The 15445-nt window shown below is 34.5% G+C and carries 15 protein-coding genes; 7 read left to right on the top strand and 8 right to left on the bottom strand.

The window, feature by feature from the left end; all coding sequences use genetic code 11:
• Nucleotides 1-233 precede the first annotated feature (233 nt).
• Entirely contained in the window at nucleotides 234-563 is a 330-nt protein-coding gene (csaA, locus tag MKY06_RS27175; RefSeq protein WP_053488567.1) for a chaperone CsaA, read from the top strand.
• A gap of 357 nt (nucleotides 564-920) precedes the next feature.
• Here csaA and MKY06_RS27180 read toward each other — a convergent pair whose 3' ends face one another.
• The 5 genes from MKY06_RS27180 to MKY06_RS27200 all read right to left on the bottom strand — a co-directional run bounded on the left by MKY06_RS27180 (nucleotide 921) and on the right by MKY06_RS27200 (nucleotide 7531).
• Nucleotides 921-2021, bottom strand: a complete 1101-nt coding sequence (locus MKY06_RS27180; protein WP_272812574.1) for a GerAB/ArcD/ProY family transporter — start codon at nucleotides 2019-2021, stop codon at nucleotides 921-923.
• 208 nt (nucleotides 2022-2229) lie between these two features.
• Nucleotides 2230-3342 carry a GerAB/ArcD/ProY family transporter gene (locus tag MKY06_RS27185; protein ID WP_098449396.1) on the bottom strand — a complete coding sequence of 371 codons (1113 nt, stop codon included), beginning with the start codon at nucleotides 3340-3342 and terminating at the stop codon, nucleotides 2230-2232.
• A 216-nt stretch (nucleotides 3343-3558) separates the two neighbouring features.
• Nucleotides 3559-4668, bottom strand: a complete 1110-nt coding sequence (locus MKY06_RS27190) for a GerAB/ArcD/ProY family transporter (protein WP_055991748.1) — start codon at nucleotides 4666-4668, stop codon at nucleotides 3559-3561.
• A gap of 21 nt (nucleotides 4669-4689) precedes the next feature.
• Nucleotides 4690-5919, bottom strand: a complete 1230-nt coding sequence (locus tag MKY06_RS27195) for a Ger(x)C family spore germination protein (protein WP_338789679.1) — start codon at nucleotides 5917-5919, stop codon at nucleotides 4690-4692.
• The gene (locus tag MKY06_RS27200; protein ID WP_098786066.1) at nucleotides 5909-7531 is read right to left on the bottom strand and encodes a spore germination protein; all 1623 of its coding nucleotides are present in this window, start codon (nucleotides 7529-7531) and stop codon (nucleotides 5909-5911) included. Before MKY06_RS27200 ends, MKY06_RS27195 begins: the two co-directional genes overlap by 11 nt.
• A gap of 132 nt (nucleotides 7532-7663) precedes the next feature.
• On the opposite strand from MKY06_RS27200, the gene MKY06_RS27205 reads away from it, so the two are divergent.
• Nucleotides 7664-7888, top strand: coding sequence for a hypothetical protein (locus MKY06_RS27205; protein ID WP_053488490.1), 225 nt, complete (start codon nucleotides 7664-7666; stop codon nucleotides 7886-7888).
• A 91-nt stretch (nucleotides 7889-7979) separates the two neighbouring features.
• Here MKY06_RS27205 and MKY06_RS27210 read toward each other — a convergent pair whose 3' ends face one another.
• A complete protein-coding gene (locus MKY06_RS27210) occupies nucleotides 7980-8756 on the bottom strand; it encodes a hypothetical protein (RefSeq protein WP_055991736.1) in 777 nt (258 codons plus the stop codon).
• A 722-nt stretch (nucleotides 8757-9478) separates the two neighbouring features.
• On the opposite strand from MKY06_RS27210, the gene MKY06_RS27215 reads away from it, so the two are divergent.
• Entirely contained in the window at nucleotides 9479-9799 is a 321-nt protein-coding gene (locus MKY06_RS27215) for a hypothetical protein (protein WP_029325499.1), read from the top strand.
• Between the two features lie 679 nt (nucleotides 9800-10478).
• On the opposite strand, the gene MKY06_RS27220 is transcribed toward MKY06_RS27215, so the two are convergent.
• Complete coding sequence (locus tag MKY06_RS27220) at nucleotides 10479-10727, bottom strand: DUF5412 family protein (protein ID WP_053488492.1); 249 nt, start codon at nucleotides 10725-10727, stop codon at nucleotides 10479-10481.
• A gap of 300 nt (nucleotides 10728-11027) precedes the next feature.
• On the opposite strand from MKY06_RS27220, the gene MKY06_RS27225 reads away from it, so the two are divergent.
• From MKY06_RS27225 to MKY06_RS27235, 3 genes are all read left to right on the top strand, one after another.
• Nucleotides 11028-11507, top strand: a complete 480-nt coding sequence (locus tag MKY06_RS27225; protein WP_053488493.1) for a site-2 protease family protein — start codon at nucleotides 11028-11030, stop codon at nucleotides 11505-11507.
• Nucleotides 11508-11891: 384 nt separating this feature from the next.
• Entirely contained in the window at nucleotides 11892-12164 is a 273-nt protein-coding gene (locus MKY06_RS27230; RefSeq protein WP_028408939.1) for a GlsB/YeaQ/YmgE family stress response membrane protein, read from the top strand.
• A gap of 33 nt (nucleotides 12165-12197) precedes the next feature.
• The gene (locus MKY06_RS27235) at nucleotides 12198-12323 is read left to right on the top strand and encodes a hypothetical protein (RefSeq protein ID WP_255219823.1); all 126 of its coding nucleotides are present in this window, start codon (nucleotides 12198-12200) and stop codon (nucleotides 12321-12323) included.
• A gap of 564 nt (nucleotides 12324-12887) precedes the next feature.
• Here the strand turns inward: MKY06_RS27235 and MKY06_RS27240 are convergent.
• Nucleotides 12888-13037 carry a hypothetical protein gene (locus MKY06_RS27240; RefSeq protein ID WP_170960154.1) on the bottom strand — a complete coding sequence of 50 codons (150 nt, stop codon included), beginning with the start codon at nucleotides 13035-13037 and terminating at the stop codon, nucleotides 12888-12890.
• A 1124-nt stretch (nucleotides 13038-14161) separates the two neighbouring features.
• Between MKY06_RS27240 and MKY06_RS27245 the strand changes: the two genes are divergently transcribed.
• The gene (locus tag MKY06_RS27245; RefSeq protein WP_029714754.1) at nucleotides 14162-15433 is read left to right on the top strand and encodes a cation:dicarboxylate symporter family transporter; all 1272 of its coding nucleotides are present in this window, start codon (nucleotides 14162-14164) and stop codon (nucleotides 15431-15433) included.
• Nucleotides 15434-15445 lie beyond the last annotated feature (12 nt).

The following is a 15445-nucleotide window of genomic DNA, read 5'->3' on the forward strand; positions in this document are numbered from 1 at the left end:
GACACATTGTTTCTCAAAAATAGGATTAATTTTGTTTTAATCTAAGGTTATTACTTCTTATAATTAACGTTATGTAAATTAGTTTTATATATCATATATCTTATAATTAAACAAAACATCCTTAGGATTGGACAAAAACAACTCTTTTTTTTCTGCTATTATCAATAAGATAACATTTAATGCAACACATTAATGAAAGGTAGACTAACTTATAAAGATGGCGAGGAATGATTGTGGCAATAATTGAAGATTTTTTGAAGTTAGATATAAGGATTGGTACTATTATTAAAGCAGAACTATTTTCTGAAACACGAAAGCCTGCAATAAAGTTAGCAATTGATTTTGGAGAGATTGGAATCAAACATTCTTCAGCCCAAATTACGCGCAGATATGAGACAGAACAACTTATAGGTCGTCAAGTAGTAGCAGTAGTAAACTTTCCTCCTATGCGTATTGCAGGCTTTAAATCGGAAGTGTTGGTAGTTGGTGGCGTTTCAGAAGAAGGGGATGTCGTCCTATTAAAGCCCGATGAACCTGTTAAAAATGGTACGCCAGTTGCTTAGTGTGAGGTTTGTATACATTCATTCCTCGCACGCTCTTTTAAACAAGAGACGTTAGGTTTTAATTGTGTATTTTAAAAGAGAAAGATCCATAATAGAAATTAATAAACACTAGAGACTATTAATTATTGGTTTTTTTAAATTTAAAGTACGCATATGTACTTAATATGACAGCTACCATCACTATACAAGCAAGAGGAAATAGAATTGTATTGATAAAATGATCATAAAACCAATTATACAGAAAAATCACCTCACATAATTTCAATCTATTACGATAAATAAGTACTAAGCTTATAACTATTTAATGAGTGGAAAAATTTATATCACCCAAAAGTGAGCAAACGAACTTGTCGTGTATCATGCTTTCTGTTGCTTTCTATTTTTAAAGAATGCAACAAGAAAAAGCAGAACAGGAATAATCGCGAGGAAGGGAATTTGTAAAAAAAACATCTCTACTCCTATTCCTTCATGAAGGTGCTCTTGAAAATTTCTAGAAATCATTAGAGACATAAAAAGAACAATTAATCCAATAGGATAGGACAATCGTGAAGGTGATTTAATTTTAAATAAGGTGGCTGTAGCTATCATAGAAGCATAAAACAGTACACTAATTTTAGAGAAACCACCAATGACTAAAGCAAGCATAAAAAACACATCAAGACGTTCTAAAAAATCTGCTACTTGGATGCTTTGTACAGTGCTAAGAAGAGGAAACTGTGAACGTGCAGTCAAATCAACTCCTAGTACACTAATGTTAATAAGCATGGTAATGGTTAGATTGATTCCACTTAATCCTGTGGCACATAACATGGTTACTTTAGCCTTTTTAGGATTGTTCAAATAAGGTAAAATCATTGTAAACACAATTGCTTCACCAAAAGGGAAATACAAAGTTTGAATAAAAACAACTTTTAAAACTGGTAAAATTCCGTCTTCAAGTATTGGTTGTAAGTTTTTAAAGTCAATTAATCCTGAACACACAATTAGGAGAAAACCTGTGACAGCAAGGACGTACATAAATATAAAAAATAACTCTCCTGATCGAGCTACTACTTCTATCCCTTTTTGAACCGTATAAATGATAACTAGAATCAGTAAAGCATTTGCAATGAATAAAGGAGTATCAGAGTAGGAAAACGTCAACAACATCTCACCAATGTCACGTAAAACCCTTGCCACATCATAGATAAAATAGGAGATATAAAGAAAGGCTAGTACGCTTCCTATTGCTTTACCCAAGATTTTTTGCATATATTCTGTAGGCAGAAGATCTGGATAATACGAGTAAAGTTTATAATAAATTACAAATAGAACTAAGCTACCAAGCATTCCAAGTAAGATAGCCAACCATGCGTCCTGTTTTGCTTCCATTGCCACAGGTAACAACAAGGAAGTGCCTAGTTCAAACAGAACCATTAAGATAAAGAGTTGACTAGCACTAATTTTGGCTTTTTCCATTCAACTGCCTCCTTTTGGATTTTATTAAAGCTATCTCCTGTTTTTTTGAATTGTTCTTTAACCTACTTGTCACTTAAAATCTTTTGAACATTATGTAGTAGAGATTAGATTGATTTTAGGGGTCATTCTGGACTAAAAGTATTATTTGTACAGGCAAGGTTTTAGTAGAGTTTTCACTGATAATGCCAATATTCCATATAAAAATTAACTAGTTCAATGTATTTTTCCCATGCTTTTTCCTATTTTTAATGAAAGCTACAAGAAGAAGAAAAAGGGGAACGATTCCAAGAAGAGGGATATGTATAACACGCATTGCTACCTTTAGTCCTTCATAGTTATGTTCTTGTAGGTTACTCGCGATGGTAATGGACAAAAAGAGAACAATTAGACCTAAAGGATACGATAACTGTGAAGGTGATTTAACCTTGAATAAATGTGCTGTTCCTATGACAGCTGCGTAAAATAATACACAGATTTTAAAAAAGATAGTGATGATTAAGGCAAGCATAAAAAATACATCAAGCCGTTCTAAAAAATTAGCTACTTGGATGCTCTCAATTGTGCTAAGAAGTGGGTATTGTGAACGTGCAGTTAAATCAACACCTAGTACAGAGACATTAATAAGCATGGTAATAATTAAATTGATTCCACTTAATCCTGATGCACATAGCATGGTCACCTTTGCCTTCTTAGGATTACTTAAATACGGCAAAATCATGGTAAATACAATGACTTCTGTAAATGGGAAATACAAAGTTTGAGTAAATACCACTTTTAGGACAGGGAATAAGCCTTCTTCCAAAATAGGTTGTAAATTTTTAATCTCAATTAAACCAGAAGAAACAATTAAGATAAAGCCAGCAACCGCAAGGACATACATAAAAATAAACAGCAATTCTCCTGATCGAGCTATGACCTCAATTCCTTTTCTAATTGTGTAAATAATGACAAGCATTAATAATGCATTCGCGATGAATAAAGGCGTGTCAGGATAGGCAAAAGTTAACAGCATCTCACCAAAATCACGTAGAACCCTTGAGGCATCATACATAAAGTAAAGAATGTAAACAAATGCTAGTACGGTGCCCATCACTTTACCTAAGATTTTTTGCATATATTCTGTAGGTAAAAGGTCAGGGTAATATGTATAAAGCCTATGATAGACTAATAAGAGAACGAAACTGAATACCATTCCAAGCAGAATCGCAAGCCAAGCGTCTTGTTTTGCACCTATCGCAAGAGGTACCAGTAAAGCACTACCCAGTTCGAATAGGATCATTAAGATAAAGAGCTGACTAGAACTAATCTTAGCTTTTTCCATTCAATTGAGACCTCCTTTTTGGTTTTATTAAAGCGACCTTCTGTTTTTTTGAATCGCTCTTTAACCTTTTCATCACCTACGATCTTCTGAACGTTATGTAGTAGATATGAAATTTGCTTTAAAGGTAACTCTAATGTAGAGAGAATTTTTTTGCAGGTAATTACCTTATTAGGAAATGTTGCTATAAAGACAATATTTTATATGAAAACTAGCTAGTCAAACATGTTTGCCCCCATGGTCCTTCCTTTTTTGTAAGAAAGCTATAAAAAGAAGGATAGGAGGAATTATTATGAATAGAGGAATATGTAGAATAAACTTGGCTATATATAATCCTTCATGGAGGTGTTCTTGGAAATTACTCGCGATTGTGATAGATAGAAATAGAATAACAATACCTAAAGGATACGCTAGCTTTGAAGGTGATTTAATTTTGAATAAGTTAGCTGTTCCTATAGTGGCTGCATAAAATAATATGGTAACCTTAAAAAAAATGCCAATCACCATAGCAAGCATAAAAAATACATCAAGCCGTTCTAAAAAATCTGCTACTTGGATGCTCGCAACTGTACTAAGAAGTGGAAATTGGGAACGAGCAGTTAGATTAACACCAATTACACTGATATTAATGAGCATCGTAATAACTAAATTGATTCCACTTAATCCCGTTGCACATAGCATGGTCACCTTTGCTTTCTTCGAGTTATTTAGATACGGCAAAATCATTGTAAATACGATAGCTTCGGTAAATGGAAAATATAAGGTTTCAGACGCTGCAACCTTTACCGTTGGTAATATTCCTTCTTCCAAAACAGGTTGTAAATTCTTGAAATCAATTAAACCAGAAGAAACAATTAAGATAAAGCCAGCAACCGCAAGAACATACATAAAAATAAAAAGCAATTCTCCTGATCGAGCTATAACCTCAATTCCTTTTCTAATGGTATAAATAATGACAAGCATTAATAATGCATTCGCGATGAATAAAGGCGTGTCAGGATAGGCAAAAGTTAACAGCATTTCACCAAAATCACGTAGAACCCTTGAGGCATCATACATAAAATAAAGAATGTAAACAAAAGCCAGTACGGTGCCCATCACTTTACCTAAGATTTTTTGCATATATTCTGTGGGTAAGAGGTTGGGATAATACGTATAAAGTTTATGATAAACTAAAAATAAAACAAAGCTTCCTAGCATGCCCAGCAGAATCGCAAGCCATGCATCCTGTTTAGCTCTTATGGCAAGAGGTACCAGTAAAGCACTCCCCAGCTCAAACAGAACCATTAAAATAAAGAGCTGACTGGCACTAATTTTTGCTTTCTCCATTTGACTGGCACCCTCTTTTCCTTACTTTTGATTCTCTTTTACCCCTGAAAGAAACGATTTATTTCGTAAGCCAGCTCGACGTACATAGGCTTCCACTGTAATATCTACATCTAACTTTGGAAAGTACACATCATTCCATTCCGTTTTTAATTTCCTAAATTGATTTGGTCTCGTACGGTGAACTACTTCGCCAAATCCCAAAATATCCGTTTTGTTTTTTTGCGCACGTTCAATAGCTGTCTTGAGCTCTTTTTTAATTTCTTTCCTTACGGATTGTTCGATTTTTGTAATGACCTTTGGATTGGTGATATCAACAGGTACCTCCATGTCACCGATATCTCCTTCAACACGTGTATGAACAGAAATATGAGGTTTCCCATTCTTCACTTGGGCAGATACACTTGTTTTTTGTCGTACAGTTTGATAAGCAATAGCTTCTTTCTTTCCTGCCCAATTAATATTAATATCCGTTCCTTGGATTTTGTCGAGAATCCATACCGTTCCTCTTGCTGATTCTTTATACAGCCAATCCACTAATTTTCCTTGCTTTAAAACAGCAATTCCCGAAGCTCGAAGCGTCGCTTCAGGTGCACTTTCTTGAAGGTTATCCAGCTTTTGTGCTTGCTGGGGATTCCCATCTAGACGAAATCCTGATACGACAGTTCCTCTTCCGGGAGATTCAAGGCTCTTCATCACGTCTTGAAGCGATGTTTTTACATTCTCTCCCCATTTTCTTTCCGTAAATTCTAAGGTTTTTAGCACTTTATTCGCTGGAATCTTATCAACTGGCGTTAACGTTTTCACAAGATCAGCTGCGGACGAATGGTTGGCAATCACGAGGGTGGAAGTATTTCGAAATTCTGGATCTCGATCAAACGCATCCACTAATGTATTAATTCCTTCTTCTTTGGCCAGTTTTTCACCAACCACGACCAAGTTTGTATGCGCATAATACAATCGTCGAGAAATTCTGCCCGAAGCCCGTCTACTTGCTTCGACTACATTGTCTCCTGAAGCTGAATAAATGGTAATAGGAGGGCTCTGGGTACCACCACCACCTCCTTGCATACCTCCTGCCACATTCCCTGGATTAATAATTTGGAGCGTTATGTGATATCTTCCATCTTTTGTTTTATCGACGCCCAGAGCTGCCACGATGGCAAGGTCAGTTAACTCCTTTTTACTCCAACAACTTGTGAGCAAGATGGTTATCGTCATCATCAACAAAAGAAAAAATCCCTTACGCTTCATTGTTGTCACCTTCTTCAAGCTCCCGATTTACCATACCACGAGATGCAGGAGGATGTGGGTATTGATTTGCTCCTTCTCGAACCGTATTAGCAGTAATTAATCGTGGTCTTTGTCTCAGCGTCCACCACGGTAATCTTACGATAGTATCTCCATTATTTACGGGGATGAAGGGAGCAAATGGGGCCATATAGGGTACTCCAAATGAACGTAAGCTGCATAGATGGACAACCATCATTAAAAGACACAAAATGATGCCGTAGAAACCAAATGTTGCTGCACCAATCATAAACAAAAAACGAATTAAGCGAGCTGAAATCGCCATATCAAAAGAAGGTGTGGCAAAACTAGCAATGGCTGTGATCGATACAATGATAACCATTGCTGGTGACACAATACTTGCTTGAACGGCTGCTTGACCAATTACAAGGGCCCCGACAATGGATACTGCTGAACCAATGGCTTTGGGTAAGCGTATCCCTGCTTCTCGTAAGATTTCAAAAGTTAATTCCATTAGTAGAGCTTCCACAAATGCTGGGAAAGGAACAGCTTCCCTTTGTGCCGCAATGGCTACAATCAGCGTTGTGGGCACCATTTCCTGGTGGAAGGTTGTAACGGCGACATAGGTAGCAGGTGCAATTAAAGAAATCATAAACATAAAAATACGCAAAAGACGAATCGAGGTTGCAATGTCGAACCGGGCATAATAATCTTCAGCCGATTGGAAAAATTGCATAAATATAGCTGGCGCAATAAGTACAAAAGGGGTCCCATCCACAAATATAGCAATTCGTCCCTCTAACAGGTTTCCAGCTACAACATCAGGTCTTTCCGTGTTATACATAGTTGGAAAAGGGGTGAATGTTTGATCCTCTATTAGTTGTTCAATATAACCTGATTCCAAAATGCTATCGATATCAATTCGGTGCAATCGCTGACGAATCTCTTTAACGACTTTATCATTAGCGATGCCATGTATGTACATAATTGTTACATCTGTTTTTGTTACACGTCCGACTTTTAAAGACTCCATCCATAAATCGGGGGTCTTAATAATACGGCGTACCATGGCTGTATTGGTCCCCAGAGACTCGGTAAATGCTCCTTTTGGCCCTCTTACCACCATTTGGGTAGTTGATTCCGAAATGGAACGTTTTTCTCCACCTTTGGTGCTAGCACTCAGTGCTCGGTCTACTCCGTCTATTAAAATAAGAGTATCGCCTGCCATTAAAGATGCAAACAGGTCATCCAAGTTAGTGACGGAAGATATATTTCCAATTGTCATCATATCTTCAGAAAGCAGGTCTAACGCAGTGTGCTGATTTATTTCTCCTTTATGATCATCCTTCATCATAGATTGCAGTAGATACTCTTGAATCGACTGATTGTCTACAATTCCATCTACATAGACAATGGCTGTTTTAATATCGGAATTGCTCCCCATTTTTATCTCACGAATAACAACATCTGAACTATTTCCCGTTTTCTTTTTAATGTTATTAAGGTTTCCTGATAATGAAACTTCTATCTGTTCTATTGGATAATCAGTAGTTTGATTCTCACCATTCTGTTGTCGTTTCTTTTTGGGTTTTCGATCTTTAAAAAACGAAGGCATAGATTCAAGCACCCTTCTATAATTTTTTATTATTTTAACCATATTAATGTATTTTATGTAAAAATTAACAATAAATATTTATGTATCATCATAGAAAAAAGAGAAGACCCTATTAAATGGAGCGTGATAAATATGAAAATCATGGGTATTAGTCTTTTAATGATGGGATGCTTAATGGGTTTTTCTTTAGGCATCGATATTCTTCAAGGGTTTGATGTTTCTCAGGCGTTGTATAACGCCGTGAGTCCTTTTCGGGTAATGGAGGTTGCCGAATTATTTGTGCTCTTTTTTCTTCTTTTTCTTTTTTTTGCTGAATCTTTATATCTTTTTATGAAGAAGAAAAATCAAAGCAAGTAATTACATACTCTTATAAATGGTTATTTTTTCAAATAGGAAATAAAAATAATAGGAATGTAGTTCAAGCTATCCGTTTCAATCGGTTCTTTCATTAATCAAGATTCACATAAAATAATCCATCATCTAGATTATTTAGTTGATTTTTTATCCATTTTCTTACATTATTCATTCTGGAATCAAAAGCCATTTGAAAAAGACCCGTTAACTGAAAATTAGTGAAATGATTTCTTTTTAATTTGAGAAAAGCCTCGTGATAGGAAGAGAAATGAAGCTGTTTGAATAAGAAATCATCCATTGCCTCTCGAATATATTCTTCATTTTTCCAACAATTCATGGGAACATGAGCAAATTGCCAAGGCCTAAAGACACCAGGATAAATAGCTTCAACTATTTGAAAAGGGGAATAGCCTAAAAGAGTAAAGGCGCCACCTAAACCATGTTGTTTAAAAAAATGAAAATTAACTTGAAAGGGGATTTCTTCCATCGGAATCTTCATTTTTTCCTCTATTACATATCTTACCGCCTCAATGGCCCTTCTCTTTCCTTCTTCTCCGTCCCAATATTTATCAGGAGTTTGTTGAAACTCCCAAGGTTTAAATTTTCCTGGGTAAGCATTATCTATGACTTCATAATAATTCCATCCATATAGCATGGCAGGGGGTCTAAGACGATGAGACCATAATGTGTTTGCTCCTACTTGAAAAGGGATTTCAACGATGGAGATCGATAAGTGTTGTTCAAGTAAGTAGCATGTCATGTAGCGCATATATTTTTTCCCTTCATTACCTACAAAAAAATAATTAGGAAATCGTTTTCTCCTCTTTTCTAGAACATCTTTATAAACTTCAATGACTTGTTCTCTTTTCACTATCGAAAGCCCCTTTTAAGAAATTATATTTTATTATTATTGTGTATAATAATGGCATTTATATGCAAGTAAGGCTAAATCTCTATGAAATACATATTAAAAAGACAAGAAAAGCTACTGATTCTTTATCAGTAGCTTTCCTTGATATATGTTGTCAACTCGCAACAATGAGGATTTCCAAATAGACGCTTTATAGCGTCTTGAGTAGTTTCCTCCACTTATCGAGTGTTTATTCTTCATGAAGGAAACATTCCTTCTAATTACAAGAGTTTCCGCCTTTATATAGAAAATAACCTTAAGGTTTCATTAAAAATATGATACTGACTTCTAGAGAACTTATTTATAAAAGTTTTACTAGACGGTCAGGCCTTCAGGACTGGTCCCTCCTTGTTACCTAACGTAATTTCCGCACCGTCTTTTGTTTACTGTTTTCGTTTTTGCTACAGACGTTATAGGTCGTGCATTTTTTAGTGTAAAACTTCTTTCTCCTTACACTCGTTGTAAGCCTTCGACAATGATAATTAGAGAGACAGTTTAGAAAATTTAACAAAAGAAGAATTGCACAGCTTAAATAAGGTCGAATCAATTAAGCATCTTCAGGAGAAGAAACTGTTATACGCTAAGAAGTTAATGTATTTGCGGACTGGTATCAAGAGGAATTAATTCGTATAATAAAAGAAAATTAGTAGCAATACCATGGCGAGTGAGGGGGTGAGCGAATTATGAGTCTACGAGAAGAACTATTGGCACAGGAATATGACGAAAGAACAAAGCCGAGAGGATTCGTATACTTTACAGACGCTGACGGCCAAGTTGTCGCTAAGACTTGCCGTAAATGCCGCGAATTAAAACAGGCCGAGAACTATCATTATAAAAGCGATGGATTCGGTCAACTTGGTCCATACTGCAAGGTTTGCGTTTCGGATCGGGATCGAGAGTATTACGTTACAAATAGAGAGCGAGTAAAACGAGTTAAAAATGCTTATTACCATAGAAAAAGGTCCAAGCAACTTTCTCTGAATTTATTCAGGAATAGCGAGTAGGGTGATGGCGGCCAACAAGGTCGCTTTTTGTTTATATACTGATAAATCGTTTGAAATCTCCTTGTTGATCAAGTCTAAAATTTCCTAGCGTTGTCATTAACGGTAGCACTATCGATAATGATTCTATAGAGTAGAAGAATAATGGCGTCTTTTTCATCGTTAAGCTATCATTTATGACTATGTTATTTAATACAGATATTGTTCAGTTATAATGAAGTAACATAAACAGATTCGTTGTAGTCATATTACTTCCATTTAGAATAAACGTAGATGGTATTACATAAGAATAAGGCATGATCTCTACTGAAATAGCAAGATTAACAGGAATTCCAGAAGAAATAATTTAAAAGCTACTTCAGCAAGAATCAATTTACTAATCCATGATAAAGCTTAAGCAGTGTAATTTTTTTTATAATCAGCGAGTTTATTCTTTATTTCTGGTTAAAAAAGCGATATAAATTGAACATACATAGAGATGCCTAAATCTAAAAAGTAGACAATTGACCGTATATATTCTATAAAAATGTAGTTAACTTAATAAGTTACCAAACTCAATTTATAATCTCTTTTTAGGGTTATTGACGTCTTTTCACAAATAAAAGCAAGCTTCTTCAAAGTAAGCTTGCTTTGCTTATCCTTATTCTTATCCTTATCCTTATTCTTATCCTTATCCTTATTCTTATTCTCTTCTAAAATCATACTTGTCTTTCTCAACATCCAATGTATGACCATTTATAGTTACTGTACGATTATTTTCCCACGATACTGTATCTTTTTCTTCGTCATATCCCCAGTAAATATTTTTTGATTCCTTATTTTTATTATTACTGACTTCTCCTCTAAGAGTATAACTCGTAGTAGCACCACCATTGGCTCTGTAAAGCTCTACTTTATACGTATTATTTGGTGAATTAAGTGAATAGAACAAAAGAACGAAAGCGCTTTATTTATATTTTTATCATGTTAAAATACTTAAATTGTTTTAACCCGATTAACATATGTAATTTCTTTCTTGAGTAGAGCAAGCTACCTTTTTCTATTTGGAGGTAGCTCTTTTTATTGTAAAGAACGTCCGGTTTAATTATTTACTTGACCTAATGGAAATCATAAACACAAAGCATAGAAAAGCAACGTTCTCTTATACAGCCTTCATAAAATTACCGGTTTTGATAGATGAAAATGTGGAATATCAAACGTAAGATTATTTTAAAATGAAGGGAAGACAGGTATGTTTGGATGGAGTGATATGCCGAAATTATTATTTTCTTTTTTAATTGTCATTCCACTTGTGTCTGTTATTCACCAACTGGGGCACTCACTTATGGCTATTATTTTAGGAGGAAGGGTCGATTTTACCATTGGACAAGGGAAAACGATTTTTAAGTGGAAAAAAATTAAAATAAAATCTATTTATTTTTTGCACTCCTTTTGTATTTATGAAAAATTAAAGTATGATAACAGGTTTACTCATGCTTGTGTTTATGCTGGAGGTACCATAGCTAATTTAGCGTCTATCCTTCTTGTGTATGGTTTAATTATGTTGGGTGTTCTCTCAAAGAATCTCTTTTCTTACCAATTTGTTTATTTCTCTATTTATTATATTGTTTTCTCGCTCTTACCCTTTGAATATTCAGAAACGAGTTTAAGTGATGGGCGAGCTATCTATGATGCATTGAGATATGGAAAGATAACGTGTAATCCGGATTAACAAAGGAAAAGTGGCTAATTAAAACTGTACGTCCACAACGTGTATTAATGCGGCAACGGTACTGAAATAGATACTGATTAGTAATCAAGTCGTAATTCTTTAGATACTATGATGCAGCTACTGCAGTAAGCTTGTCTGTCCACTCAAAAAATAACAAGGAGCCCTTACTGCAGTAGGTAAGGGGTAGATGGTCATAGAATATGTGCTGGGTTTTTATATGCTGAGGGTTGTCCTAATCGCTTATCTTTTTCACGAAACAGTCGAGAAATGAGAAGGTATCCTTTTATATAAGAGAAAAGCTCTAATCAGGAAAAAAATAACAAGGTTAATGAGTTTTAGTGAGGGGTAAAGTCAACTAAACAATTTAAAAGGAGGGAAGTATTAATGGAGATTCTATGGATGCTAATTGTAGGTGGAATTATTGGGTGGCTCGCTGGTTTAATTACAGGACGCGACGTTCCTGGAGGTATTATTGGTAATATTATCGCTGGTTTTATTGGTTCTTGGCTAGGTGGCCTTATCTTGGGAAGTTGGGGGCCAGTCATTGGCGGTTTTGCAATCATCCCAGCAATTATTGGATCAATCATTTTAGTATTAATTGTAAGCTTTCTTTTAAGAAAAATGGGTCAAAAAAAGAATCATGGTCATCATGTATAAAAATTGAAAAAACTTAAATGGGAGTGACTAAAAATGAGAGAAGAAAATAATTCTATGCTATATGATTTTGTTGAAGGTAATCAATTTGAACTAGATTCTTATCTTACTTATTTGTTCGATCAAATTAATAATGATAGCGAAATTTTGTCAGAAGATTAATGAGATTACAGGTATTTTATTATAAAGAAACAGACAAAAAAATAATAAATCAGAATATAGTATAAGCGACCTTAGTAACTTTGTTTACAGTATATAGGGTCGCTTATTATTATGGGAAATATTCGAAAATAAAGTACAGATATGCTTCTTTACTGCAGTAGGTCAGGAGTAAACGGCCCTAGAATATGCGCTTTTTTTATAGGTTGGGTATTAGCTTCCTCACTTAAACTGAAGTATCTATTACTCAACCTTATTGAACATAAACAAAAGGCCCCTTTAAATTCTGAAGGGCCTGGTTATTATATATTTACATTTTATATACTCTTCTTCATGCCACATTCTCTACATTCACGTAAGAAAACGCCACCTTTTACGGAGCTTTTGAAGTAAGCTGAGTTACAGTTATCGCAACGGCCACTAACCTTATCTGGAAATTCCACGTAGTCATACATTTTTTCAAGATCGATTTTTTGCTCTTTTATTTCTTCCAGGTTGATCACTCTTTTCTATTTGACTTTTATTAGACTAACACAATTAGGTCTATATAAAAGGTGTATGTTAAAATTACTTTGGTTTTTCCACTAGTTGCATCTGAAAAATTTGTTTTTCTTGAATACCTGCTCTTTGGAGTTCCTCTTTAAATGATTCTCCTTCTTTTAGTTTAATGATTCTCTTTGAACCGTCACGTAACGTGTATACTCTGAAATTGTACATGAATGTACCTCCACCCAAATAAGTGATTCCTGCATACGATTTCTTGAGGAACTAAGCTAAGCGAACATCGATTAGCTCGCTTAATCTCATTTTATTCTTTAATTCAAATACGTCATCAATAAAAATAAATAAATCCCCAAGAGAATCAACAAACTGAATGAATCCTGTCTCTGTTATGCAATGACCTTGCTTATAGTATTTCTTAAAGGCATAGACTATTTCACGCTACGGAAGGTTAATATTTAAGTAACAGTTCTTCGTTATTAAAATATTATTCACTTCTATGAGACCTGTCTAAATAAAATGTACGCGAAATGAATAATAATTTTCTTGATTTATCTGTTGCATATAAATATAATGTAACTGAAGTACGCAAAAAGAGAACATGAAATTAAAAATAGACTTTTCGTTATTATCATTTTTTTGATTCCATTCATTACCTATATACAAGAAACGCATGTTTATTATAATGAGATTACAGTATGAAGAGATTAAAGGAGATACCCCAACTTAATGCTGCAGTTTCGTTAATTAAGTTGCACATGGAATAAATCCTAAATTCCTTTAGCTTTCGGAGAAGATATATGTAGTTACTACGATTGAGATTTTTTGAAAGCGATATCATTTCATTCGAAGAAAAACATTTTAAGAGATTTAATTATTTTAACAAGTTATAGAGATATCTAGTGTTATTGCTACCTTATCTCTAGACACTAGATAAAGAAGAAGATATTTCTTTATCTGAAATGAGGGAATAATAGATTAGAATATTATTGTCTGACATTCATATAAATCTAGAAGTGACTGTTACTAAATTCATATGGATGTTAGACAATAAACAGGATTTCAAAAAGGTTAAAAGGATAATAGAAAATCTCTTTATAAACGATACTATATGCTCAGGTATATAAGGTGAGTCGAAAAAGTGTATTTTTACAATGAAGATTTTGAAAACGCTTTACTGAAGGGGGGAGTTAATTTCAAATCATATTATTACCATTTATTTTAAAGATTCTTCACATATTGGACTTATTTTTAATTATTGTCTTTTTTATAGACGCTAGCCTAAGCATAGGCTCTCTTTAAGTGTTTTAATGAACCGCAAATTGAAAGGGGTTACAACTATGAAGAAATTGGGATTAGCTACACAAATATTTATTGGACTTGCGTTCGGTATTGCTATAGGCGCTATTTTTTATGGAAATAATACAGTGATGGCCATTCTTCAACCTTTAGGAGATATTTTTCTTCACCTAATTAAAATGATTGTTATTCCTATCGTTGTATCCGCACTCATCGTATCTATAGCTGGTGTAGGTGACATTAAAAAGTTAGGAAGACTAGGTGGAAAAACCATTCTTTATTTTGAAATTGTTACTACAATTGCATTAGCAGTGGGTTTATTAGCTGCAAATTTATTCCATCCAGGTAGTGGTATAGATATGGGGAACCTTGAGAAAGGTGATATATCCAAATATGAAGAAACATCTAAAACAACTGAGAGTACAGGTGTAGCAGCTCAAATCGTTCATATTATCCCAACTAATATATTCCAATCGTTGACTGAAGGGAATTTATTAGCGATTATCTTTTTCTCAGTCTTATTTGGTCTAGGAGTTGCAGCAATTGGAGAAAAAGGCAAACCAGTTTTAAACTTTTTTGAAGGCGTACTAGAATCCATGTTTTGGATGACAAACTTAGTTATGAAATTCGCTCCATTTGGCGTATTTGCTTTAATTGGTTTGAATGTCGCGAAGTTTGGAATCGGTTCATTAATCCCTTTAGGAAAGTTAGTACTCGTTATATATCTGACCATGATTTTCTTTGTTTTTGTAGTATTAGGTATTATTGCAAAAATGGCTGGAACTAATGTTTTAGTCCTTATAAAAATCTTAAAAGATGAGTTAATTTTAGCGTTTACAACCGCAAGCTCTGAAGCAGTATTGCCAAGGTTAATGACTAAAATGGAGAACTTTGGTTGTCCGAAAGCTGTCACATCATTTGTTATTCCGACAGGATATACCTTTAACCTTGATGGGTCATCCATTTACCAAGCCATTGCTGCCCTTTTCATTGCACAAATGTATGGGATTCATTTATCTTTCATAGAACAAATTACACTTTTACTTGTATTGATGTTGACTTCTAAGGGAATGGCAGGAGTTGCAGGAGCATCATTTGTTGTTGTATTAACAACACTGGGCTCAATGGGATTACCTCTAGAAGGTATGGCATTCATTGCTGGTATTGATCGCATTTTAGATATGCTTCGTACATCTGTCAACGTAGTAGGTAACGCATTAGCTGCTATTGTGATGTCTAAGTGGGAAGGCGGATTCGATAAAGAAAAAGCAAAGCATTATACAGATTCTATTAGAAAATCGGACGTAGCATAAAAAATTTCTTTT

This window comes from Priestia sp. FSL P4-0332 (genome assembly GCF_038005845.1).
Lineage (GTDB): Bacteria > Bacillota > Bacilli > Bacillales > Bacillaceae_H > Priestia.

Coding starts and splice junctions, on each gene's coding strand:
- MKY06_RS27180 (WP_272812574.1), bottom strand. CDS start 2,021: ATGGAAAAAGCCAAAATTAGTGCTAGTCAACTCTTTATCTTAATGGTT.
- MKY06_RS27185 (WP_098449396.1), bottom strand. CDS start 3,342: ATGGAAAAAGCTAAGATTAGTTCTAGTCAGCTCTTTATCTTAATGATC.
- MKY06_RS27190 (WP_055991748.1), bottom strand. CDS start 4,668: ATGGAGAAAGCAAAAATTAGTGCCAGTCAGCTCTTTATTTTAATGGTT.
- MKY06_RS27195 (WP_338789679.1), bottom strand. CDS start 5,919: ATGAAGCGTAAGGGATTTTTTCTTTTGTTGATGATGACGATAACCATC.
- MKY06_RS27200 (WP_098786066.1), bottom strand. CDS start 7,531: ATGCCTTCGTTTTTTAAAGATCGAAAACCCAAAAAGAAACGACAACAG.
- MKY06_RS27205 (WP_053488490.1), top strand. CDS start 7,664: ATGAAAATCATGGGTATTAGTCTTTTAATGATGGGATGCTTAATGGGT.
- MKY06_RS27215 (WP_029325499.1), top strand. CDS start 9,479: ATGAGTCTACGAGAAGAACTATTGGCACAGGAATATGACGAAAGAACA.
- MKY06_RS27225 (WP_053488493.1), top strand. CDS start 11,028: ATGTTTGGATGGAGTGATATGCCGAAATTATTATTTTCTTTTTTAATT.
- MKY06_RS27230 (WP_028408939.1), top strand. CDS start 11,892: ATGGAGATTCTATGGATGCTAATTGTAGGTGGAATTATTGGGTGGCTC.
- MKY06_RS27235 (WP_255219823.1), top strand. CDS start 12,198: ATGAGAGAAGAAAATAATTCTATGCTATATGATTTTGTTGAAGGTAAT.
- MKY06_RS27240 (WP_170960154.1), bottom strand. CDS start 13,037: ATGTACAATTTCAGAGTATACACGTTACGTGACGGTTCAAAGAGAATC.
- MKY06_RS27245 (WP_029714754.1), top strand. CDS start 14,162: ATGAAGAAATTGGGATTAGCTACACAAATATTTATTGGACTTGCGTTC.